General features: G+C 32.5%; 23 protein-coding genes and 1 pseudogene. 11 read left to right on the plus strand and 13 right to left on the minus strand.

What is annotated here, in order from left to right; all coding sequences use genetic code 11:
* Positions 1-228 precede the first annotated feature (228 nt).
* From sucD to ACN0WY_RS12455, 7 genes are all read right to left on the minus strand, one after another.
* Entirely contained in the window at positions 229-1101 is an 873-nt protein-coding gene (gene sucD, locus ACN0WY_RS12425) for a succinate--CoA ligase subunit alpha (RefSeq protein ID WP_099214339.1), read from the minus strand.
* Between the two features lie 74 nt (positions 1102-1175).
* Positions 1176-2096, minus strand: a complete 921-nt coding sequence (locus tag ACN0WY_RS12430) for a UDP-3-O-(3-hydroxymyristoyl)glucosamine N-acyltransferase (RefSeq protein WP_417800554.1) — start codon at positions 2094-2096, stop codon at positions 1176-1178.
* A 39-nt stretch (positions 2097-2135) separates the two neighbouring features.
* Positions 2136-2702: an elongation factor P gene (gene efp / locus ACN0WY_RS12435; RefSeq protein ID WP_330486688.1), complete on the minus strand. Its 567-nt coding sequence runs from the start codon at positions 2700-2702 to the stop codon at positions 2136-2138.
* Between the two features lie 44 nt (positions 2703-2746).
* On the minus strand, positions 2747-3532 hold the full coding sequence (lpxA, locus tag ACN0WY_RS12440) for an acyl-ACP--UDP-N-acetylglucosamine O-acyltransferase (protein WP_330486687.1): 786 nt from the start codon (positions 3530-3532) through the stop codon (positions 2747-2749).
* A gap of 1 nt (position 3533) precedes the next feature.
* Positions 3534-4925, minus strand: a complete 1392-nt coding sequence (locus ACN0WY_RS12445; RefSeq protein ID WP_330486686.1) for a bifunctional UDP-3-O-[3-hydroxymyristoyl] N-acetylglucosamine deacetylase/3-hydroxyacyl-ACP dehydratase — start codon at positions 4923-4925, stop codon at positions 3534-3536.
* The gene (gene lpxD, locus ACN0WY_RS12450) at positions 4918-5958 is read right to left on the minus strand and encodes a UDP-3-O-(3-hydroxymyristoyl)glucosamine N-acyltransferase (RefSeq protein ID WP_330486685.1); all 1041 of its coding nucleotides are present in this window, start codon (positions 5956-5958) and stop codon (positions 4918-4920) included. Before lpxD ends, ACN0WY_RS12445 begins: the two co-directional genes overlap by 8 nt.
* A gap of 65 nt (positions 5959-6023) precedes the next feature.
* On the minus strand, positions 6024-7256 hold the full coding sequence (locus tag ACN0WY_RS12455) for an HD domain-containing protein (RefSeq protein WP_417800555.1): 1233 nt from the start codon (positions 7254-7256) through the stop codon (positions 6024-6026).
* Positions 7257-7408: 152 nt separating this feature from the next.
* Here ACN0WY_RS12455 and ACN0WY_RS12460 point away from each other — a divergent pair, with 152 nt between their 5' ends.
* The 5 genes from ACN0WY_RS12460 to ACN0WY_RS12480 are packed head-to-tail and all read left to right on the plus strand — an operon-like array spanning position 7409 to position 11632.
* On the plus strand, positions 7409-8956 hold the full coding sequence (locus tag ACN0WY_RS12460) for a bifunctional response regulator/alkaline phosphatase family protein (RefSeq protein ID WP_330486954.1): 1548 nt from the start codon (positions 7409-7411) through the stop codon (positions 8954-8956).
* A gap of 23 nt (positions 8957-8979) precedes the next feature.
* Positions 8980-9561, plus strand: coding sequence for a DUF1287 domain-containing protein (locus ACN0WY_RS12465; RefSeq protein WP_417800556.1), 582 nt, complete (start codon positions 8980-8982; stop codon positions 9559-9561).
* 41 nt (positions 9562-9602) lie between these two features.
* The gene (gene tsaE, locus ACN0WY_RS12470; RefSeq protein WP_330486682.1) at positions 9603-10016 is read left to right on the plus strand and encodes a tRNA (adenosine(37)-N6)-threonylcarbamoyltransferase complex ATPase subunit type 1 TsaE; all 414 of its coding nucleotides are present in this window, start codon (positions 9603-9605) and stop codon (positions 10014-10016) included.
* 6 nt (positions 10017-10022) lie between these two features.
* Positions 10023-11219 carry an alanine dehydrogenase gene (locus ACN0WY_RS12475; protein ID WP_330486681.1) on the plus strand — a complete coding sequence of 399 codons (1197 nt, stop codon included), beginning with the start codon at positions 10023-10025 and terminating at the stop codon, positions 11217-11219.
* 38 nt (positions 11220-11257) lie between these two features.
* Positions 11258-11632, plus strand: coding sequence for a DUF4258 domain-containing protein (locus ACN0WY_RS12480; protein WP_330486680.1), 375 nt, complete (start codon positions 11258-11260; stop codon positions 11630-11632).
* Here the strand turns inward: ACN0WY_RS12480 and ACN0WY_RS12485 are convergent.
* Genes ACN0WY_RS12485 through ACN0WY_RS12495 form a run of 3 tightly spaced genes read right to left on the minus strand, consistent with a single transcriptional unit; the run spans position 11629 to position 14858 of the window.
* The gene (locus ACN0WY_RS12485) at positions 11629-12222 is read right to left on the minus strand and encodes a YdeI/OmpD-associated family protein (RefSeq protein WP_417800557.1); all 594 of its coding nucleotides are present in this window, start codon (positions 12220-12222) and stop codon (positions 11629-11631) included. The genes ACN0WY_RS12480 and ACN0WY_RS12485 overlap by 4 nt on opposite strands.
* A complete protein-coding gene (locus ACN0WY_RS12490) occupies positions 12222-12650 on the minus strand; it encodes a VOC family protein (RefSeq protein WP_330486678.1) in 429 nt (142 codons plus the stop codon). Before ACN0WY_RS12490 ends, ACN0WY_RS12485 begins: the two co-directional genes overlap by 1 nt.
* A 12-nt stretch (positions 12651-12662) precedes the next feature.
* On the minus strand, positions 12663-14858 hold the full coding sequence (locus ACN0WY_RS12495; protein ID WP_417800558.1) for a RecQ family ATP-dependent DNA helicase: 2196 nt from the start codon (positions 14856-14858) through the stop codon (positions 12663-12665).
* Positions 14859-15004: 146 nt separating this feature from the next.
* Between ACN0WY_RS12495 and ACN0WY_RS12500 the strand changes: the two genes are divergently transcribed.
* From ACN0WY_RS12500 to lptB, 4 genes and pseudogenes are all read left to right on the plus strand, one after another.
* Positions 15005-15976, plus strand: coding sequence for a KpsF/GutQ family sugar-phosphate isomerase (locus tag ACN0WY_RS12500; protein WP_417800559.1), 972 nt, complete (start codon positions 15005-15007; stop codon positions 15974-15976).
* A gap of 1 nt (position 15977) precedes the next feature.
* Positions 15978-16799: a twin-arginine translocase subunit TatC gene (tatC, locus tag ACN0WY_RS12505; RefSeq protein ID WP_417800560.1), complete on the plus strand. Its 822-nt coding sequence runs from the start codon at positions 15978-15980 to the stop codon at positions 16797-16799.
* Positions 16774-17121, plus strand: a complete 348-nt coding sequence (locus ACN0WY_RS12510; RefSeq protein WP_330486674.1) for a carboxymuconolactone decarboxylase family protein — start codon at positions 16774-16776, stop codon at positions 17119-17121. Before tatC ends, ACN0WY_RS12510 begins: the two co-directional genes overlap by 26 nt.
* Positions 17122-17208: 87 nt before the next feature.
* Positions 17209-17937 (plus strand): annotated as a pseudogene (lptB, locus tag ACN0WY_RS12515) (LPS export ABC transporter ATP-binding protein); the annotation flags it as partial.
* A 549-nt stretch (positions 17938-18486) separates the two neighbouring features.
* On the opposite strand, the gene ACN0WY_RS12520 reads toward lptB, so the two are convergent.
* Positions 18487-19233 (minus strand): CDP-alcohol phosphatidyltransferase family protein, encoded by a 747-nt coding sequence (locus ACN0WY_RS12520; protein ID WP_417800610.1) that lies wholly within the window; start codon positions 19231-19233, stop codon positions 18487-18489.
* Positions 19234-19338: 105 nt separating this feature from the next.
* On the opposite strand from ACN0WY_RS12520, the gene ACN0WY_RS12525 reads away from it, so the two are divergent.
* A complete protein-coding gene (locus ACN0WY_RS12525; protein WP_417800561.1) occupies positions 19339-20340 on the plus strand; it encodes a YheT family hydrolase in 1002 nt (333 codons plus the stop codon).
* 48 nt (positions 20341-20388) lie between these two features.
* Positions 20389-21576 (plus strand): DUF4105 domain-containing protein, encoded by a 1188-nt coding sequence (locus tag ACN0WY_RS12530; RefSeq protein ID WP_417800562.1) that lies wholly within the window; start codon positions 20389-20391, stop codon positions 21574-21576.
* Here ACN0WY_RS12530 and aroQ read toward each other — a convergent pair.
* Both aroQ and ACN0WY_RS12540 read right to left on the minus strand, forming a co-directional pair.
* A complete protein-coding gene (gene aroQ, locus ACN0WY_RS12535; protein WP_330486671.1) occupies positions 21553-21969 on the minus strand; it encodes a type II 3-dehydroquinate dehydratase in 417 nt (138 codons plus the stop codon). The genes ACN0WY_RS12530 and aroQ overlap by 24 nt on opposite strands.
* A 99-nt stretch (positions 21970-22068) precedes the next feature.
* Entirely contained in the window at positions 22069-22539 is a 471-nt protein-coding gene (locus tag ACN0WY_RS12540; RefSeq protein ID WP_330486670.1) for an outer membrane beta-barrel protein, read from the minus strand.
* Between the last annotated feature and the right edge of the window lie 57 nt (positions 22540-22596).

The following is a 22596-nucleotide window of genomic DNA, read 5'->3' on the forward strand; positions in this document are numbered from 1 at the left end:
ACCATCAGCACATTGGTAATACCAGGTTCTACCACCCGTTGCTTCTTTTAATTGACTTTTTGTTAATTCTTTTCCTAAATTTTTTACTTGATCTAATTTCATTTTATATATTTTAAATTAATGACTGCTTAAATATATAAAAATCCGTTGAATTTATGAATTCAACGAATTTAAAAATAATTTATGGTAAAAATTTAACAGTTTTTGTTAAAATTCTTTCTTTTAAGATTATGCTAAAACCTTAGCAACCATTTCTCCAATTTTAGCAGGAGATTCTACAACGTGTACTCCGTTTTCTGCTAAAATTTTCATTTTTGCTTGCGCTGTATCATCAGCACCACCAACAATAGCACCTGCATGTCCCATTGTTCTACCAGCTGGAGCAGTTTGCCCTGCAATAAAACCAACTACTGGCTTACGGTTACCGTCAGCTTTAATCCAACGAGCAGCCTCAGCTTCTAAGTTACCTCCAATTTCACCAATCATTACGATTGCTTCAGTTTCATCATCATTCATTAATAACTCAACAGCTTCTTTAGTAGTCGTTCCAATAATTGGATCTCCACCAATACCAATAGCAGTAGTAATTCCGTATCCTTGTTTTACAACTTGATCAGCAGCTTCATAAGTTAAAGTTCCCGATTTAGAAACGATACCTACCTTACCTTTCTTGAAGATAAATCCTGGCATGATTCCTACTTTTGCTTCTTCAGGAGTAATTACTCCTGGACAGTTAGGTCCAACTAAAGTACAATCTAATTGATCAATATAAGCTTTTACTTTTACCATATCAGCTGTTGGAATTCCTTCAGTAATACAAATAATTACTTTGATTCCAGCTTCGGCAGCCTCCATTATAGCGTCAGCAGCAAATGCTGGTGGCACAAAAATAATTGAAGTATCAGCTCCTGCTTTTTGTACAGCTTCATCAACTGTATTAAAAACTGGCTTTCCTAAATGCTCTTGACCTCCTTTGCCTGGCGTTACACCTCCAACTACGTTTGTTCCGTAATCGATCATTTGGCCAGCGTGGAAAGTACCTTCGCTACCTGTAAAACCTTGAACTATAATTTTTGAATCTTTATTTACTAAAACACTCATTGGTTTGCTTTTTATTATTTTTTTAAGACAGACAAAAATAACTTTTTAATTGTGTTTTCACAATTAATTTTAGGTTACTTTTTTTCTTTATTTGTTGCGTTTTTTAAATAGATGACTTCTCTTAGTGTTTGACGGTACTCACGCTGCGGTGTACCAAAATAAACTCCTTTTTTTAAGGATTTTGTCACTCCTGTTTGTGCCATTAAAACAGTTCCTTTTTCTATGGTTAATCCACTAATAATTCCTACTTGTCCCCAAATAGTAACTTCATCTTCAATCACTGTACATCCTGCAATACCAGTTTGAGCAGCTATTAAACATTTTTTACCTATTACCGTATCGTGCCCTATATGAACTTGATTATCAATTTTTGATCCAGCACCTATTAACGTATCTCCAGTTACACCCCTATCAATTGTACAAGAAGCTCCTAAATCTACATTATCTTCAAGTACTACTCTACCTCCAGAAATTAGTTTATCAAAACCTTCTGGTCTGTTTTTATAATAGAATGCATCTGCTCCTAAAACAGTATTAGCGTGGATTGTTACATTATCTCCTATTATACAGTTATTGTTAATTGACACATTTGCATGTATTAAACAATTTTTACCAATAACTACGTTTTCTCCTATGAAAACATTGGGTTGTATAACCGTATTTTCTCCTATAACAGCAGATTCAGCAATACTGCTTTTTGAAGCTATGAAAGGATTATAATGTTTGGTGATTTTATTAAAATCTCTAAAAGGATCTTCAGAGATTAATAATGATTTACCTTCAGGACAATTTACTTTTTTATTTATTAGTATGGTAGTAGCTGCTGAGTTTAGTGCTTTATCGTAGTATTTTGGATGATCCACAAACACTATATCTCCCTTTTCTACTACGTGAATTTCATTAATTCCTGAGATTGGAAAATGAGGTTCTCCTACAAATTCTACACTTAATAAAGCTGCTATTTGCTCTAAAGTTTGAGGCTGTTTAAATTTCATTTTTAAAAAGAAATTCCCGCTAACGCGGGAATAGTGTATTTATTCTTTAATACGTTCGGTGTAAGCGCCTTTTTCTGTATCTATTTTTATTTTATCCCCTTCATTAATAAATAAAGGAACATTAATTCTTGCTCCCGTTTCAACGGTTGCAGGTTTAGTTGCATTTGTTGCTGTATTTCCTTTTACTCCTGGTTCAGTATGTGTTACTTCCAAAATAACATGAGAAGGCATTTCTACTGATAACGGCATTCCGTCTTCAGTATTTATTAAAACAGTAACTACTTCTCCTTCTTTCATTAAGTCTGGAGCGTCTAATACTGATTTTTGAAGTGTAATTTGGTTATAATCTTCCGTATTCATGAAATGGTATATATCTCCTTCAGGGTATAAATATTGAAATTTATGCGTTTCTACACGAACGTCTTCAATTTTATGCCCTGCAGAAAAAGTATTATCAATCACTTTTCCAGAAGTAACACTTTTAAGTTTTGTACGTACAAAAGCTGGTCCTTTTCCTGGTTTTACATGTAAAAACTCAATGATTTTAAATATATCGTGATTATACTTTATACACAATCCTTTTTTAATATCTGATGTTGATGCCATTTATTTGATCTTTATAGTTGCTCTTATAAGTGCAATTTTACTAATTAATTTGCTTTAAAATATCCTTTCATGATTCCGCGATGTGAATCTTTGATAAACTGAATAATCTCGTCTCTTTCTGAAGTTGCTTCCATTTCAGCTTCAATTATATCAATCGCTTGTGAATTGTTGTAATTTTTCTGAAATAAAATTCGATATACATCCTGAATTTCTCTAATTTTTTCAGTTGTAAACCCTCTTCTTCTTAAGCCTACTGAGTTAATACCTACATATGATAAAGGTTCTCTTGCTGCTTTTACATAAGGAGGAACATCTTTACGTACCAACGATCCACCGGTTACAAAAGCATGGTTTCCTACCGAGGCAAATTGATGTACTGCCACCATACCTGCAAGCACTACATTATCTCCTACAGTTACATGACCTGCTAATGTTGAGTTATTTGAAAAGATGCAATTATCTCCCACTTTACAATCGTGCGCAATATGACAATACGCCATTATTAAACAGTTATCACCAATAACTGTTTTCATTCTATCGGAAGTTCCTCTGTTAATGGTTACACACTCTCTTATGGTAACATTATCGCCTATTTCTACAATTGTATCCTCGTCGTTATATTTTAAATCTTGAGGAATTGCTGAAATAACAGCTCCTGGAAAAATTCGACAGTTTTTACCGATGCGCGCACCTTCCATAATGGTTACATTAGAACCTATCCATGTTCCTGAACCTATTTCTACATTTGCATGAATGGTTGTAAAAGGTTCGATAACTACATTACGAGCTATTTTTGCTTGAGGGTGTACGTACGCAAGTGGTTGATTCATATTATTTTACTTTTGAAATTTGTGCCATAAGCTCTGCTTCACACACTAATTTTCCGTTAGCGTATGCATAAGCTTGCATATGGGCAATACCTCTTCTTATAGGTGTAATTAATTCACTTTTAAAGATTAGTGTATCTCCTGGTAATACTTTTTGTTTGAATTTAACATTATCCATTTTCATGAAATATGTTAAGTAGTTTTCTGGATCTGGAACTGTATTTAAGACTAAAACTCCTCCACATTGTGCCATTGCTTCTACTTGAAGAACACCAGGCATTACTGGTGCGCCAGGGAAATGTCCTACAAAGAAATTTTCATTCATCGTAACATTTTTCATCCCAACCACATGCTTATCAGATAACTCTATAATTCTATCGATTAATAAAAATGGAGGTCTGTGAGGTAAAATATCCATTATTTTATGGATGTCCATTAATGGTGGTTGATTTAAATCATAAGAAGGAACATTGTTTCTTTTTTCCTTTTTAATGATTTTAGCTAGTTTCTTAGCAAAAGTAGTATTTACAGAATGTCCTGGTTTGTTTGCTATTACTTTCCCTTTAATTCGAGTACCTGTTAAAGCTAAATCACCAATCACATCTAACAATTTATGACGCGCCGCTTCATTGGCCCAATGCAATGTTAAATTATCTAGTACTCCGTTGGGCTTTACAGTAATATTATCTTTGTTAAAGGCTTTCTTTAACTTTTCCATTGTACTATCAGACAATTCTTTGTCTACATAAACAATGGCGTTGTTTAAATCTCCTCCTTTAATTAAGTCATTTTCTAGCAACATTTCAATTTCATGTAAGAAACTAAATGTTCTTGCTGCTGAGATTTCTTCTTTAAACTCTGAAATTGTATTTAATGTAGCATTTTGAGTTCCTAATATTTTAGTTCCAAAATCTACCATAGTAGTTACCTGATACTCATCAGCAGGCATTAAAATAATTTCACTCCCAGTTACTTCATCTTTATATGAAATAATTTCTTTAACTACGTATTCTTCAATTCCAGCTTCTTGTTCAACAATTCCCGCTTCTTCTAAGGCTTCGATAAAGAACTTAGATGAGCCATCCATAATTGGAGGTTCTGAAGCGTTAATTTCTATCAATAAGTTATCGATGTCTAATCCAACTGCAGCAGCTAAAACGTGTTCAGATGTTTGTATTTGAACGCCATTTTTTTCAAGATTTGTTCCTCTTTGCGTATTTGTTACATACTCTGCTTTTGCTTCTATTACGGGTTCTCCTTCTAAATCTACTCGCTTAAATGCAAATCCGTGATTTTCTGGGGCTGGTTTAAAAACCATCGTAACCTCATTACCAGTATGCAATCCTACACCTGATAAGGTAACTTCATTTTGTATTGTTTTTTGTTTCTTACTCATCTTTTACTTTTTGAGCATTCAACTCTTTTTCTATTTTATGTACTGTAGATGCTAATTTTGGTAAATTTTTAAAGTGTACATAAGACTTGCTATAGTCTGAATATCCAAATGCTGGAGATCCTTGCACTACTTCTTCATCTTTTAAGCTTTTTCCAATTCCTGATTGCGCTTGAATTTTTACATTGTTTCCAATAGTAATATGGCCAACAATCCCTACTTGACCTCCAATCATACAGTTTTCACCTATTTTAGTTGATCCTGCAATCCCAGTTTGAGAAGCTATCACGGTATTTCTACCGATTTCTACATTGTGGGCTATTTGAATTTGATTGTCTAACTTTACTCCTTTGCGAATTATTGTTGATCCTAAAGTGGCTCTATCGATAGTTGAATTAGACCCCACATCAACATTATCTTCTATAATAACGTTTCCTATTTGGGGAATTGCCTTATACTCTCCATTTTCATCTGGCGCAAACCCAAAACCATCAGCTCCAATTACGGTTCCTGAATGTATTTTACAATTAGTTCCGATAACGGTTTCAGAATATATCTTAACTCCAGCAAAAACAACTGTATTGTCTCCAATTGTAACATTATCTCCTATATAAGAATTAGGATAAATTTTAACATTGTTACCCAATACCACATTTTCTCCAACATAGGCATAAGCTCCAATATATTCGTTGTTACCAATGGTAGCTGAACTTGCTATAAAGTGAGGGTTTTCTCTTCCTTGCTTATTGTTTTTCACTTCATTATAAAACGCCAAAAGTTTTGAAAATGCTTTGTACGCATCTTCAACTTTTATCAAAGTTGTTTCTATTTCCTTTTCAGGAACAAAGCTTTTATTTACAATAGCAACAGATGCTTTGGTTGTATATATATATGAGTTATATTTAGGGTTTGATAAAAAGGTTAACGAACCCTCCTTGCCTTCTTCTATCTTAGAAAGTGTAGATACTTCAGCCTCTGGATTCCCTTCAATCTCTCCTTCTAAAATATCGGCTATTTGTTTTGCTGTGAATTTCATTATTTGCAAAAGTAATTATTTTTGTTCAAATACCTCTTGATTAGAATTTGTTTCTAACTATTCACTCACTTCATTGCTTTCGGGTAACACAAATAATATTTCACTACAGGTTTTGTTAATGCTTTCAGATTTAATTGGTCAGATGCCTTTGCAATGTCTTTTAACTTCCCTTTTTTTGTGTAAATCTTTATGGGTTTATCAGTATTGTAAGCTTGGTGCTTTATAGCATTAGAAAAAACAAAATATTCAAGTTCTTTTTCGCTTAATTCTACTCGTTCTCTGAGCTTTTTACGTATTTTTTCTATATACTCTTCTGTAAATGGTTTTTCTTGAATTTCAACCTTTAACAAGCTTCTGTCAATAATTTTTGTTGCTAATGTAGATAGTATAAAATCTTCGTGATGCTTCCATTCTTTTATCGCCGACAGTACATCGTAATCGTCTAACTCAGAAAAAATCTGTAGTGTTTTGTCTGTAAAATTTTCTTTGTTTATTGGGTTGTATAAAAAGTATGCAAGCGCTCTACTAGAGGGAAGTTTTACTCCATTGGTAGCCAATTCTTTTGCCCTTTTTAAAATACTTACCAAAAGGTTTTCGGCTACCAATCCTGTTTTGTGTAAATAAACCTGCCAATACATTAGGCGTCTGGCAATGACAAATTTTTCTACGGAATAGATTCCTTTTTGTTCAATAACCAATTCATTGTCTACCACATTCATCATCGTTATTAAACGGTCAGACGATATATTACCTTCTGCTACACCTGTAAAAAAACTATCTCTTTTTAAATAGTCTAATCTGTCAATATCTAACTGACTTGATATTAATTGATATAAAAATTTACGTGGATATTTCCCTTCAAACACCTGAATTGCCAAGCTTAATGCTCCTTCAAACTCTTCGTTTAGAGCTTGCATAAATTTCAATGAAATTTCTTCATGAGTAATTTCATTCACAATACTGTGTTCTAATGCATGTGAATATGCTCCATGCCCGATATCGTGTAACAAAATAGCTATATACAAAGCATTTGCTTCCTCTTCTGAAATTACAACGTTTTTCATTCGCAACACATGTACCGCTTTTTGCATCAAATGCATACAACCTATTGCATGATGAAAACGAGTGTGATTGGCTCCAGGATATACTAAGTTTGATAGCCCCATTTGTGTTACTCTACGCAACCTTTGAAAATAAGGGTGCTCAATAATATCAAAAATTAGGGAATTTGGTATAGAGATAAATCCATAAATAGGATCATTTATTATCTTTAATTTGTTGGTTTTTGATTTTTTCAAAATGTATAAATCCTTGAATTTTAAACAAAAAAATCATAATTTATCTACAAAAGCAAATTAACCAGCGTTTAATTAACGTATTTTTAGCTTTTAAAAATACAACAAAACTGCTTTTAGCCGTTATTTAGGTAATAAACAAGTTGAAAATTATGATGAGAAACATACACATTCTTTGGGTAGATGACGAAATAGATTTATTGAAACCACATATATTATTTTTAGAAAAAAAAGACTACAAAGTAACAACTTGCACCAATGGTACTGATGCTATTGACTTAGTGAGTGATAATAATTTTGATATTGTTTTTTTAGATGAAAACATGCCAGGTATTACTGGCTTGGAAACACTATCAGATATTAAACAGAAAAACGCGAACCTTCCCATAGTTATGATAACCAAAAGTGAAGAAGAGTATCTTATGGAGGAAGCTATTGGTTCTAAAATTGCAGATTACTTAATTAAGCCTGTAAATCCTAATCAAATTTTATTGAGTTTGAAAAAAAACCTAGACCATTCTCGCTTAATTTCTGAAAAAACAACATCGAGTTACCAACAAGAGTTTAGAAAAATTTCAATGGATTTAGCTATGGTCAATTCTTATGAAGAATGGGCTGAACTTTATAAAAAATTAGTTCACTGGGAACTTGAGTTGGAAAACATCAACGATACGGGAATGTTAGAAATTTTAGAGTCTCAAAAATCTGAAGCCAACTCACAATTTTTTAAGTTTATAAAAAAGAAGTATCAGCACTGGCTTACAAGTGATGATAAACCTACCTTTTCACATACTTTATTTAAAGATTATATAGTTCCTAATTTATCGAAGAACCAAGGGGTTTTATGGGTAATTATTGACAATCTACGTTACGACCAATATCGAATTTTAGAGCCTTTTATTAATAATTATTTTAAAAAAGAAGAAGAATACTCTTATTACAGCATACTGCCCACGGCTACTCAATATGCACGCAATGCTATATTTTCTGGTTTAATGCCATCTGAAATGGAAAAAAGATATCCTAATTATTGGAAAAATGATACTGATGAAGGAGGTAAAAACTTATTTGAAGCTACTTTTTTAGACGAACAAATAAAGCGATTGGGACTGAGTATTACTCACGAATATTACAAAATAGTTTCTTTAAAAAGTGGAAAAGATTTAGCTGACAACTATAACGGAACACGACAAAATGATCTTACTGCTGTGGTTTACAACTTTGTTGATATGCTTTCACATGCTAAAACTGAAATGGAAGTTATTAAAGAACTTGCTGGTGATGATAAAGCATATCGTTCTTTAACTGTAAGTTGGTTTAAAAACTCTCCTCTTTACGATATCATTCAAAAAGCCCAAAAGTTAGGTCAGAAATTAATTATCACTACCGATCACGGTACCATTAATTGTAATCATCCTACCAAGGTTATTGGTGATAAAAACATTAGCTCTAACTTACGATATAAAACTGGTAGAAGTTTAAGTTATGAAGATAAAGATGTATACGCGGTTAAAAATCCAAAAGATATTTTCTTGCCCTCAGTAGCTATTAACAGTCCTTTTATATTTACAAAAGAAGATTTGTTTTTTGCTTACCCAAACAATTACAATCATTTTGTAAAGTACTATAAAAACACTTATCAACATGGCGGAATTTCACTGGAAGAAATGATTATTCCTTGTGCTGTTTATAACCCAAAATAGCTTTTTTAAAAATTAGTGTTGATATGAAAATTAAGTTTCTATTATTTTTATCTTTTTTTGCTTACTCCTACTCTTTAGTAGCTCAAGAAAATAAACTTTCTACTGCTGCTTTAGAGCTGACAAAAAATAAAGTTACTTACGATCCTAGTTACTTCTCTATACCTTACCCTAAAGGAGATGTTCCAGAAGACAAAGGAGTTTGTACTGATGTTATTATTCGCGCCTATCGTAAATTAGGAGTAGATTTACAGCAAGAAGTTCATAAAGATATGAAAGCTAACTTTTCATTGTATCCTAAAATATGGGGACTTAAAAATACTGACACTAATATAGACCATAGAAGAGTACCTAATTTAATGACCTTTTTTAAAAGAAAAGGAACTATTAAGAAAACTACTAAAAACCCTAATAATTATTTACCTGGAGATATTGTTTGTTGGAGTTTAGGAGGAGGGTTAACTCATATTGGGATAGTTTCATCTAAAAAATCGCCAACCAATAATCAACAATACTTGATAGTACATAACATTGGAGCTGGTCAAGTTTTAGAAGATTGTTTATTCAATTTTAAAATTATTGGTCATTACAGCTATAAGAACAAATAAACTATAGTAATTTACCATCTACTTCTTTATTTTTGCTACTTATGAACAGAGATTATTCACTAAACGAATTAACAGCTGTAGCTGAAGAAATCATAGCTACTGCCCGCCATAAAACACTGCTCTTTTTTGGTGATATGGGCGTTGGTAAAACAACTTTAATTAAAGAGATATGTAATGTTTTAGGAGTGGAAGATATTGCCCACTCTCCTACTTTTTCGTTGGTAAACGAATACAAAACCAACTCAGGTAAAACCGTATACCACTTTGATTTTTACCGTATTGAAAATGAAGAAGAAGCTTATGATATGGGCATTGAAGATTATTTATACAGTAATAACTGGTGTTTGGTTGAATGGCCAGAAAATATTAAAAATTTACTACCTTTAGATACTGTTTCAATATCAATTAGTCTGTTAGAAAATGGGCTACGAAACATTCAATTAAAAACTAACTAAATTTAAATGGGGTCTATTTCACCTTTTACCAAAGAGCAGTTAATGCCACAAACCGAAATGCTTGAAATTAAAAAGCAAAAAGGAGAATTATTTATAGGGTTGCCAAAGGAAACTTATTTTGAAGAAAAACGAATTAGTTTATCTCCTGATGCTGTAGCTGCATTGGTGACTCATGGACATAGAATTGTAATTGAAACTGGTGCTGGAGAGGGTGCCAATTATAGTGATAAAGAATACTCTGATGCGGGTGCCAAAATATCATATGATGTAAAAGAAGCTTTTGCTTGTAATATTGTTTTAAAAGTAGAACCGCCCTCATTAGAAGAAATTCAAATGTTAAATCCTCAAACAGTTTTAATTTCTGCTCTACAATTAAAAACACAAAACAAAAAATACTTTGAAGCACTTGCAAAAAAACGAATAACTGCAATTGCTTTTGATTATATTAAAGATGAACACGGTGTTTTTCCTATTGTAAAATCACTAAGTGAAATAGCAGGAATTGCGTCTATGCATATTGCTGCTGAACTTATGACAGCCTCTAATGGTGGTAACGGTTTATTATTAGGAAATATCGGGGGGGTTCCTCCTACCGATGTCGTTATTTTAGGAGCAGGAACCGTTGGTGAGTTTGCCGCTAAAACAGCCATAGGCTTAGGCGCAAGAGTTAAAGTTTTTGATAATTCGATAACAAAACTTCGCAACTTACAATCGTGTGTACAAGCGCCTATTTATACGTCAACCATACAACCTAAAACCCTACAAAAAGCTTTAATGCGCTGTGATGTAGCTATTGGAGCAATTAGAGGTAAAGATCGCTCTCCTGTGGTTGTTACTGAAGATATGATTGAACAAATGAAGGATGGGGCAGTTATTGTTGATGTAAGTATTGATAGAGGTGGGTGTTTTGAGACTTCTCAAGTAACTACGCATAGCAAACCTACTTTTGCCAACCATGGAGTGATTCATTATTGTGTTCCGAATATTCCTTCTAGATACTCAAGAACAGCCTCGGTGTCTATTAGCAATATATTTACACCTTATTTATTAGAAATTGCTGAAGAAGGAGGTTTTGAAAACGCCGCTCGTTTTGATAAAAGCTTGCGTAATGGAATGTATTTTTACCACGGAATTTTAACGAATAAGACTGTAGCTGACTGGTTTGATTTGCCTTATAGAGACATTAATTTATTAATTTTATAATTCGATTTTACTTACTTTTGCATTTCAATTTTTAAATTATGCAGTGGTTAAAACGTGTTGGTTATTATTTAATAGGAATTGCCCTAGGTAGTTTGGTTGTTCTTTTTATTTGGAAAGGTAAAGATGTCTCATTCGATTACGGAATGGATGCCCGCACCTTAAAAACTATCCGAATAAAAAAACGTTTGTTTTCTAACAATGCGCAGCAAATATTGGCTACTTCAAAAGTCGATACTGCTACCATTTCTACTATTTTAAGCCACGGAGATGTAAATTTTGGAAAGAGTAAGCCTCGATTAAAGCCTTGTGCTGAGTACTTTATAACCGGAAAAGACAGTTTAAATCACATTGACTTATACGTTATACGCTGTGACTCTACAGCAACAATTGATAAGATAACAATTAACAACTAACAATTTTTATACTTGTCGTATAAACCTATTTTATTTACTATCATAGGAATTATCTTTTCTAGTCTCTTTTGTTTGGTTGTTTGTCTTTTTGCCCCAGAAATATAATCTGTAAATTCTCTTTGTTTACTTAAAGTAAATTCGTTAAAAGTTTCTTTTAGCCTATTATTGTTGTCCAATTCCAGCTGTAATTCCTCAGGAATTAGTAAAGGCTTTGTGTTCTTTTTTGCTTTTAATTCTTTTCCTTCTTCAGTATTTCTAATAGCTTCTAATACATATTGTTTAATAAGTACGGTATCAATCTCACCCAATTCATTAAATCGCCATTGACGCATTGCTTGTGTTTTACCTTCTTGGGCATTGATCAACACTTGGTCTTTATCTATTAAAAAACACCCCTGAAAAAACCACAAGCCGCAATAATTTTTAAAAGCCGATAAACCTACGATATTCTTCCCTTTATATACGTATACAGGAGCCCCCCATTTGATAATTTCTTCAAGAGGGAGTTCTAGAAAAACAGAACGCAAGAGGTTTAACTCTTGCGTCCACTTACTTTTATCTTGTATATAGTGTGTTACTTTAGGATTCATTATGCTATTTGCTCTTCTAAAGACACCATCCAGTTTACACCAAACTTATCTCTTAACATACCAAACTTCCCTCCCCAAAAAGCTTCATCAAAAGGCATCATTACGAAAGCTCCATCAGAAGAAAGTCCATTAAAAATAGCCACGGCTTCATCTTCATCTTCCGTATTTATACTTACTGCAAAATTATTCCCTTTGGTAAACGCTTCTTTTTCATTTAAGAAATCTGACCCCATAATAGAGAAATCTCCTGCTTCAACAGTACAATGCATTGTTAATTCCATTGCTTCTTCAGGAACATTTTTACAAACCTCTTCAGGTGCATCTTTAAACTGCATTAACATTGTCATCTCTCCTCCTAAAACATCCGCATAAAAAGTCATTGCTTCTTTGCAGTTTCCATTAAAATGTAAATAAGTACTTGCTTGCATATTATTGAGTTTTTAGTTAGCTATTTCACTAGTAAATTTAATACGCATTAAACGCAATTCTTCATCGTCATAATCTCCATCAAACTCATCCAATGCCTCTTGTATTTTATCGGTTTCAGCATCCATAAAGTACTCGTGAATTTCTTCCTGCTGATCTTCATCAAGTAAATCATCTACTGCATAATCAATATTAAGCTTGGTTCCTGAGAATACAATCGCTTCCATTTCCTTTATCAATTCAGACATTTCTAAACCTTTGGACTTGGCAATATCTTCTAGAGGTAATTTTCTATCAGTATTTTGTATGATATAAAGTTTTAACCCTGAATTAACACCTGTACTCTTCACTATTAAATCATCAGGACGCATAATCTCGTTGTCTTCCACATATTTTGAAATAAGTGCAACGAAATCTTTACCGTATTTTTTAGCTTTTCCCTCTCCAACACCATGAACTTTGGCTAGCTCATCTAATGTTACAGGGTATTTTAATGCCATATCATCTAAAGATGGATCTTGAAAAACAGCAAAAGGCGGAACTCCTAAACGTTTTCCTACAGTTTTCCTTAAATCTTTCAACATAACTACGAGTTTATCGTCTACTCCTCCTGCCGATTTTTCATTCGTAATTATGGTACCATCATCTGCTGTTTTGTATACATGATTTTCTGTCATCATAAACGATGATGGGTTTTTTATAAATGCTTTACCTTCTTTTGTTAGTTTTAAAACACCGTATTGTTCTATTTCTTTCTTTATGAAATCCGCCACTAAAACTTGGCGAATTAAAGCCATCCAATAGTGATTGTCTTTGGCTTTACCAATACCGAAAAAAGGCTGAACATTTGTTCTATGCGACTTTAACAATGCGTTTTCTTTACCAATTATTGTGTTTACAATTTCTTTTGGTTTATACATTTCACTGGTATCTCTTATAACAGAAAGTAAGGTTACTACTTCATCTTTGGCTTCGTGCTTTTTCTTAGGATTTCGCATATTGTCGTCCATATCAGCACCTTCCCCGTTAACTTCATCAAACTCTTCGCCAAAATAGTGTAGTAAATACTTACGTCTATTCATTGAAGTCTCTGCATATCCAACCACTTCTTGTAAAAGTGCATGTCCAACTTCCTGTTCAGCAACAGGTTTGTTCGCCATAAACTTCTCAAGTTTTTCTATATCTTTATACGAATAAAAAGTTAAACAATATCCTTCTCCTCCATCACGTCCTGCTCTACCTGTTTCTTGATAGTAACTCTCTAAACTTTTGGGGATATCATGATGAATGACAAAACGAACATCTGGTTTGTCGATTCCCATACCAAAAGCAATTGTAGCCACTACAACATCGCAATCTTCCATTAAGAACATATCTTGATGTTTTACACGTGTTTTGGCATCTAACCCGGCATGGTAAGGAACTGCATTAATTCCGTTGACTTGTAAAATTTGTGCTATTTCTTCCACTTTTTTACGACTCAAACAATAAATAATACCCGATTTTCCTGGTCGTTGCTTTATAAAACGAATGATATCTTTTTCAACTTCTTTGGTTTTTGGTCGAACCTCATAAAATAAGTTTGACCTGTTAAAAGAAGCCTTAAATACATTTGCATCGGTCATTCCAAGAGTTTTAAGAATGTCCTCTTGTACTTTTTCTGTTGCAGTGGCAGTTAAGCCTATAATTGGCACATTATCAATTTGCTTGATAATGTTTCTTAGATTTCTATACTCAGGTCTAAAATCGTGTCCCCATTCAGATATACAGTGTGCTTCATCAATTGCTACAAATGATATTTTTTGCTTTCTTAAAAACTCCGCATACTCTTCTTTGATTAAAGATTCAGGAGCCACGTACAATAATTTCGTAATTCCCGATTCAATATCTGATTTTACCTGTGCAATTTCCGATTTATTCAACGAAGAATTTAATACATGGGCTATTCCATGGTTTTCAGAAATTCCTCGAATGGCATCTACTTGGTTTTTCATTAAGGCAATTAATGGCGACACCACAATTGCTGTACCCTCTTTCATTAGGGCAGGTAATTGATAACATAGCGATTTACCACCTCCAGTTGGCATAATAACAAATGTATTTTTATTTTCCAATACACTGTTAACTACATCTTCTTGTAGCCCTTTAAACTGGTTAAATCCGAAGATTTTTTTTAATGATCCATATAAATCCGTCTGCTCTTTATTCATCTTCTAATATCAAAAATTAAAAACGAGAACTAATTTACAAAAATTCCCAACAATATATAACGTAAACTTTCTTTTTATTAAAAAAGATTTTCTTCTCAAATATTCCTATTTTTACACTTTAAAAATATACTTAAAACTTTTTTAACTTGAAAGACGCAAACGCTATTCTCTCAACCGCAAAAGAAACTATCCTTTTAGAAAGTAATGCTATTGCTAATTTAGCAAATTTATTAAATAGCTCGTTTACGGACGCTGTTAATTTTATATTTAATTCTAAAGGTCGTGTTATTGTTACTGGTATAGGAAAAAGTGCCAACATTGCGACCAAGATGGTCGCTACTTTTAACTCAACAGGTACGCCAGCTGTTTTTATGCATGCTGCCGATGCCATTCATGGTGACTTAGGAAATGTACAGGAAGATGATATTGTTATTTGTATTTCTAAAAGTGGAAACACTCCGGAAATAAAAGTATTGGTTCCTTTAATTAAAAGTTCTCATAACAAAATTATCGCCATAACAGGAAATCCTGATTCTTTTTTAGGAAAAAATGCTGACTTTTTGTTAAACTCATTTGTTGATAAAGAGGCCTGCCCTAACAACTTAGCGCCTACAACGAGTACTACAGCGCAGTTGGTTTTAGGAGATGCGTTAGCTGTTTGCTTATTAGAGTTAAGAGGTTTTACTAGCAGTGATTTTGCTAAGTATCATCCAGGTGGCGCTTTAGGAAAGCGTTTGTATTTAAGAGTTTCTGATCTTATTAAAAATAACGAATTGCCTAAAGTAAAAAGTACTGATAAAGTTACTCAGGTAATTGTTGAAATTTCAGAAAAACGCTTAGGTGTTACTGCTGTTATTGATGATAATGATAAAATTACAGGAATTATTACTGATGGAGATATTCGAAGAATGCTAAGCAAAACCACTAAAATAGATGAGCTCACTGCTGCTGATATTATGAGTACTACTCCTAAAACAATTGATGTAGATGCAATGGCTGTGGAAGCTTTAGATACTTTAGAAAACAATAATATTACACAAATATTGGTTACCGATACCGATTGTAGTTATGTTGGAGTTGTACACTTACATGATTTAATTAAAGAAGGAATATTTTAAGATGGCACAAAAAGAAATGTCTTTTTTAGACCATCTTGAAGAACTCAGATGGCATCTAGTAAGAAGTTTTGCAGCAATTTTTATTATTGCTATTGTAATTTTTGCTAATATTAATTTTGTTTTTAATGAGATTCTTTTAGCCCATTTGAAACCCGATTTTGCAACCTATCAATTCTTTTGTAGAGTATTTTCTTCTATGGGAATTGACAGTAGTTTTTGTACAATCAAATTCAAACAAACACTACAAGCTTTAAATCCTACTCAGCAATTAATGACAGGAATTTGGTCTTCTCTAATTCTAGGTTTTGTCGTTGCCTTTCCTTATATTTTATGGGAGTTTTGGCGATTTATAGCTCCTGGATTGCACGAAAGCGAAAAGAAAAAATCAAAAGGGTTTATTTTTACTTCTTCTTTCCTATTCTTTTTAGGAATTTTGTTTAGTTATTATGTTATTTTACCTATGTCTGTATATTTCTTTTACAATTTTGAAATATCAGACGCCATACAAAACAACTTTAAATTAGAGGCTTACATTGGTCTTATTACTAACACATTATTAGGTGTTGCTATATTTTTTGAACTCCCTGTAGTTATTTTCTTTTTATCAAAAATAGGATTGATTACCCCAGAATTTTTACGAAAGTATCGCAAACACGCATTAATCGTAGTATTGGTACTGTCTGCAATTATTACGCCTCCAGATGTGGCTAGCCAAGTAATTGTATCGGTACCTATCATGATTTTATATGAAATGAGTATTTACGTTTCAAAATTTGTCATAAAACAACAACAAAAAAATGTCACAAAAAGTCCAAGAGTTTAACGACTATCGTGCTAAAATGAACGAAAAGATTTTAGCGTCAGATAATAAAGTAATCAAACGTATTTTTAATCTAGACACGAATGCTTTTACCGAAGGGCATTTACCTGTTAAAACTAAAGAGTTACTAGGATTGGTAGCATCGGCTGTACTACGCTGTGATGATTGCATTGCGTATCACTTAAAAACAGCTTACGAAAATGGAGTTACCAAAGAAGAAATGATGGAAACCATGAGTATTGCTACATTAGTTGGCGGAACTATTGTAATTCCTCATTTACGAAGAGCTGTAGAGTTTTGGGAAGCTTTAGAAAACGGAGCTTAATTTTGTGTATAAGTTGATTTAAGAAGTTTTTAAGAAACAGTTTTGTTACTTTTATCCCTTAATCAATTCCATCATTAACAATAATAAATGAAGTTAAGAGCAGACAACATACAAAAGATATACGGTAGTAGAAAGGTCGTAAAAGGAATTTCTTTAGAAGTTGAGCAAGGTGAAATTATTGGATTATTAGGCCCTAACGGAGCCGGTAAAACAACCTCTTTCTACATGATTGTAGGTATGATTAAACCTAACGATGGTCATATTTTTTTAGATCATGAAGAAATTACCACCGACGCTATGTACAAACGTTCTCAAAAGGGAATTGGTTATTTAGCACAAGAAGCTTCTGTTTTTAGAAAACTTTCTGTAGAAGACAACATTATGTCGGTTCTTGAATTTACCGATAGAACCAAAGCCGAAAGAAAACAACGCTTAGAAGAATTGATTGATGAATTTAGTTTAGGACATGTGCGTAAAAACCGCGGTGATTTATTATCTGGAGGTGAGCGTCGTAGAACAGAAATAGCCCGTTGTTTGGCTTCCGACCCTAAATTTATTTTATTGGATGAGCCGTTTGCTGGTGTAGACCCAATTGCTGTAGAAGATATTCAAGGGATTGTTGCGCAATTGAAGAATAAAAATATCGGTATTTTAATTACCGATCATGATGTACAAGCAACGTTGGCCATTACAGATAGAACCTACTTAATGTATAATGGAGGGATTTTAAAAGAAGGAACTCCAGAAGAACTTGCTGAAGACGAAACTGTTCGCAGGGTATATCTTGGAAAAGATTTTGAGCTTAAAAAGAAAAAGTTTGATAATCAAGCTGTAACACAAAATCACTTCATAATTGAGAATGCAACAGAAGAAGACCTTTTCTCTTCTTTCTCTAAAGTTTACAATATCCATCATTTAAAAGAAGGCTTTAAACTATATAGAAAAAAAGGAAATGTTAATTCATTTCTTGTTATACCAGCTGATACTATGAGTTTTATAGATTTCTGTAATTTATGCATCGATTTAGAGGGGTTAAATGCAAAAGGAAACATCAAAGTATCCGACCACAACTATAAAAAAATAGCTAATTACAATGATTGGTGTAACTTTGAAATAGCCTCTGATAAGATAATACTAACCAATAGAAATAACGAAAACTGGGATATTTACAAAAAAGGAGCGTTTTCAAAAAATAAACTTATGGATAAAGCCTTTGCTGAAGATAAAATATCTTTAGACAATTATCATTTTATAAGTAACATTTTTGAACCTCAAAAAAACACATAAAATATTTTCTCAATCCAACTAAAAAAAAAACACGTTAAATCAACGTGTTTTTTGTTTTATGTAAAATGTTTTTTGAATCTATTTTGAAGAAAGTTTTTTATCTGAATTATTTACTATAGATAGTACGATATAAGAAAGTATAATCATAGGAATTGCTACTATTTTTAGCGTCACAATTAATATAACTGACAAAACTAAAAACACATACTTAATCACATTATCTTTAAAATAAAAGTTTTTAAACTTTAGAGAAAATAACGGAATTTCAGCATTCATTAAGTAGGTGAACAATACTGTAATTAATATTAAAAAATATTGATTTTCAATAAACCCTACTAAAAACGATTCTTTATCAAATTGGGCAATTAATGGCAGTGAAATAACAAACAAACTCATAGCTGGTGTTGGTACACCAATAAAACTATCTGATTGACGTACATCAATATTAAACTTAGCCAGCCTGTACCCCGCTCCTAGCGTTAATAACAGCCCTAAATATGGTAAATTACTACCTGTTGCACCGTACTCATCAACTCCAAAATACCCAACAGCATCTACGTCTAAAGCATTTACCAACATTTGCATCATTACTATTCCTGGCACCACGCCACTCGTTACCATATCAGCTAAACTATCTAGTTGTTTTCCTAACTCGCCTTGCACTTTTAGCATACGAGCGGCAAAACCATCAAAAAAATCAAAAAGTATTCCTAGCATTACCAAGATTGCTGTAGCAAAAAAATCACCTTTTATAGCAAAAATAGTAGCAATAGTACCACATAGTAAGTTTCCTAAAGTTAATAAATTGGGAATATATTTTTTGATATTCATAGTACTCATAATTTACAGCTAAAATAAGAAATCATTCAATGGCTTTTACATTTTAGCTATTTTTTGTCATATTTGTTTAAAAAGCTATCACATAGTATTATGCCAATTATATCAAATACATTTTCTCCTAGTTTTCCTTTTAAAAGTGCTCACTTTAACACTGTTTATCGTCCTTTATTTATGAAAGACACTATTGAGTATCAAAGAAAAAGAATTACAACTTGGGATGCAGATTTTATTGATTTAGACTTTTCTTTGGTCGATTCTAACACACTCGTATTATTAATTCATGGATTAGAAGGGAGCTCTCAATCAAATTATATGATTACAACATCTAATTATTTAAACACTATTGGTTTTGATACAGTTTGTATGAATTTAAGAGGTTGTAGTGGAGAAGATAATTTACTTTTAGAAACTTACCATAGTGGAAAAACTGATGATGTAGCGTTTATTATTAAGTACCTAAAAAACAATTATAACTACGAGAATATTGTTGTTATTGGTTATAGTTTAGGAGGAAATTTGGCTTTGAAATACTTAGGAGAATATAGCAATATTCCTTCAGAGGTAAAAGGAGGTATTGCTGTTTCTGTTCCCGTAGACTTGACTTCTTCTCAAGCCGAATTAAACAAACTCAAAAACAAAATTTACCTAAATGAGTTTTTACGCACTATGAAATTAAAACTCTTACAAAAAGCTGAAAAGTTCCCTGATTTTCAGCTCGACAAAGAGCTTTTATTCAAGGCAAGTAAATTCCGACATTTAGAAAAACAATATACTGTTCCTGTTTTTGGTTTTGATAGTTCAGAAGATTACTGGCAAAAAGCAAGCGCAAAACCTTTTATTCCAGAAATTAAAGTTCCTACGCTACTTATAAATGCTTTAGACGATAGTTTTTTATCACAAGAATGCTATCCAATAAAGGAAGCTAAAGAAATGAAGAACTTCCATTTACTTACTCCTAATTACGGGGGACATGTAGGGTTTATGTCTTCTTTTTCTAACACAGAAAACAGATGGTTAGAGCAACAAATTGGTGTTTTTATCCAAGAAGTTATCGGCATAAGACACGCACACAATATCCATAAAAACCTTTAGTTATGTAAATTGTATTTATGATATTTGTACCATACCAAGTTTTAACTTATGATGATAAAAAAAAATATTTTTTTTCTTTTTGCTTTCCTTACTATAAACACTATAGTTTGTCAAAGAGTTAACACTTTAGAGTTATCTAAATTTTCACAAATCAGTATTATCACCTCAGGTCCTGGTGAAGCCTTATATGAAAAGTTTGGACATACAGCAATTCGAGTAAAAGACCCTGTGTTACAACTAGATTTACTTTATAACTACGGTATTTTTGATTTTGATGATCCTAATTTTTATGTAAACTTTACCAAAGGTTATATGAAATATAAATTAGCACGTTATCCGTTTCATTTATCTTTAAAAAGTGCTCAACAAGACAAACGTTGGGTTAAAGAACAAATTTTAAATTTAACTCAACTTCAAAAAAATAAGTTTTTCCAATTTTTAGAAACAAACGTACTACCAGAGAATGCAAGCTATTTTTACGATCCTTTTTTTAATAATTGTGCTACAAAACCACGTGATATAATTCAAAAGGTTACAGGGGGGCATTTAGTGTTCAAGGAAACTTTTATTACTAAAAAACAATCTCTGAGGCAATTGATGAACAAAGAAATTAATCCGAATACATGGGGAAGTTTAGGAATTAATATCGCATTGGGAAGTAAATTAGATAAAACAGCAACACCTTCAGAATATTTATATCTACCTGATTATGTTTTTGAAGCTTTAAAAGTATCTAGGATAATTAAAGATGAAAAAGAAGAAGATGTAGTACAAAAAACTAATATCTTGCTCGATTTTAAAGAAAAAGAATCAAAAAGTGATGCTCTTAGTCCGTTTTTAATTCTTCTATTATTCTCGCTACTGGGATTATTTGTTACGTATAAAGACATCAAAAACTCTAAAAGAAGTAAATGGCTTGATGTTACTTTATTTTTTATGACAGGGGCTTTGGGTTTACTAATTGTATTCTTATGGTTCTTTACCAATCACTCCACAGCTCCAAATAACTTTAACTTTTTATGGGCGTTTGCTCCAAATATTATTATCGCCTTTTTCTTGTTAAAAAAAGAACCTCCAATTTGGATTCACAAATACTGCCTCGTTCTACTCTTTTTTTTAATAGCGATACCAATTGTGTGGCTCACTAAAATACAGTTATATACCTATCCTATGATTCCTCTATTGGTCTTACTTGGAATTCGTTACTGGTATTTACAAAAAACTTTGAAGTGCTAATTCATACCCTTTCAAGCCAAAACCAAAAATAACTCCTTTGGCATTTGGGGCTATATAGCTTACATGACGAAACTCTTCACGAGCATGTATATTAGAAATGTGCACTTCAACAACAGGAGTATCTATTCCTTTCACTGCATCTCCAATACCAACAGAAGTATGGGTATAAGCAGCTGCATTAAGAATTATCCCCTCATATTCAAAACCAACTTCCTGCAGTTTATCTATTATTTTTCCTTCGATATTTGATTGATAATACTCTAACTGAATATCTACATATTTATTTTTTAATTCTTTCAAATAGTCTTCAAAAGTGCTTGCTCCGTAAATAGTTGGTTCACGTTTCCCTAATAAATTTAAATTAGGTCCGTTGATGATGATGATTTTTTTCATTCTTAATATTATCTAAAGTAAAAATACTCTTTTTAACTTTTAAGCATAAAAAAAAGGAAGCTAAATTGCTTCCTTTTTTACTTATTATAGAGTTTCTTATTATAAAGAAAAAGAATAAGTTCCTCCAATTCCTACTGTAGAAGCTGTAGCTCCATCAAGAGCAACACCTGTATAATCTACGTGTAAGGTAATTTTTTCACTTACTTGGTAACCTACGATTGGTCTGTAATAAAAACCGCTTTCAGCACCTGAAGGTCTAACTCCAATACCGTACCCTAAATCAGCTCCTACTGAAAATTTATCAGTAAAATTATAACGAGCTGCAGCAGCAACTGGTAAAAAAGCATAATCAGCTCCTTCTCCGTTAAAGTGTAAATAAGATACTGATGGTCCAACTTTAAAGTTTTCAGCAACATTAAATAAATAGTTCGCTTCAATAGCTCCAGTTACATCATATCCATCTGCATCACCTACAGGTAATCCAATAGTTCCACCAACGTTTAATTGTCCTTCTTGTGCATTAACAGCTAAACCTAAAGCCATCATAGCAACTACTAAAAATTTTTTCATAATTTTTGTTTTTATAAGTTTTATTTTGAGCCGGCAAAGATACATCTAAATAAGTTT

It is taken from the genome of Tenacibaculum sp. (assembly GCF_048269885.1).
Taxonomy (GTDB): Bacteria; Bacteroidota; Bacteroidia; order Flavobacteriales; family Flavobacteriaceae; genus Polaribacter.

Bases quoted from the DNA above. Each gene is read 5' to 3' on its own strand.
- ACN0WY_RS12525 (WP_417800561.1), top strand. From the start codon at position 19,339: ATGCCAATTATATCAAATACATTTTCTCCTAGTTTTCCTTTTAAAAGT.
- lpxA (WP_330486687.1), bottom strand. From the start codon at position 3,532: ATGAATCAACCACTTGCGTACGTACACCCTCAAGCAAAAATAGCTCGT.
- ACN0WY_RS12465 (WP_417800556.1), top strand. From the start codon at position 8,980: ATGAAAATTAAGTTTCTATTATTTTTATCTTTTTTTGCTTACTCCTAC.
- ACN0WY_RS12490 (WP_330486678.1), bottom strand. From the start codon at position 12,650: ATGCAAGCAAGTACTTATTTACATTTTAATGGAAACTGCAAAGAAGCA.
- ACN0WY_RS12475 (WP_330486681.1), top strand. From the start codon at position 10,023: ATGGGGTCTATTTCACCTTTTACCAAAGAGCAGTTAATGCCACAAACC.
- ACN0WY_RS12485 (WP_417800557.1), bottom strand. From the start codon at position 12,222: ATGAATCCTAAAGTAACACACTATATACAAGATAAAAGTAAGTGGACG.
- ACN0WY_RS12445 (WP_330486686.1), bottom strand. From the start codon at position 4,925: ATGAGTAAGAAACAAAAAACAATACAAAATGAAGTTACCTTATCAGGT.
- ACN0WY_RS12480 (WP_330486680.1), top strand. From the start codon at position 11,258: ATGCAGTGGTTAAAACGTGTTGGTTATTATTTAATAGGAATTGCCCTA.
- ACN0WY_RS12430 (WP_417800554.1), bottom strand. From the start codon at position 2,096: ATGAAATTTAAACAGCCTCAAACTTTAGAGCAAATAGCAGCTTTATTA.
- ACN0WY_RS12495 (WP_417800558.1), bottom strand. From the start codon at position 14,858: ATGAATAAAGAGCAGACGGATTTATATGGATCATTAAAAAAAATCTTC.
- efp (WP_330486688.1), bottom strand. From the start codon at position 2,702: ATGGCATCAACATCAGATATTAAAAAAGGATTGTGTATAAAGTATAAT.
- ACN0WY_RS12540 (WP_330486670.1), bottom strand. From the start codon at position 22,539: ATGAAAAAATTTTTAGTAGTTGCTATGATGGCTTTAGGTTTAGCTGTT.
- sucD (WP_099214339.1), bottom strand. From the start codon at position 1,101: ATGAGTGTTTTAGTAAATAAAGATTCAAAAATTATAGTTCAAGGTTTT.
- aroQ (WP_330486671.1), bottom strand. From the start codon at position 21,969: ATGAAAAAAATCATCATCATCAACGGACCTAATTTAAATTTATTAGGG.
- lpxD (WP_330486685.1), bottom strand. From the start codon at position 5,958: ATGAAATTCACAGCAAAACAAATAGCCGATATTTTAGAAGGAGAGATT.
- tsaE (WP_330486682.1), top strand. From the start codon at position 9,603: ATGAACAGAGATTATTCACTAAACGAATTAACAGCTGTAGCTGAAGAA.
- ACN0WY_RS12510 (WP_330486674.1), top strand. From the start codon at position 16,774: ATGTCACAAAAAGTCCAAGAGTTTAACGACTATCGTGCTAAAATGAAC.
- ACN0WY_RS12530 (WP_417800562.1), top strand. From the start codon at position 20,389: ATGATGATAAAAAAAAATATTTTTTTTCTTTTTGCTTTCCTTACTATA.
- ACN0WY_RS12460 (WP_330486954.1), top strand. From the start codon at position 7,409: ATGAGAAACATACACATTCTTTGGGTAGATGACGAAATAGATTTATTG.
- tatC (WP_417800560.1), top strand. From the start codon at position 15,978: ATGGCACAAAAAGAAATGTCTTTTTTAGACCATCTTGAAGAACTCAGA.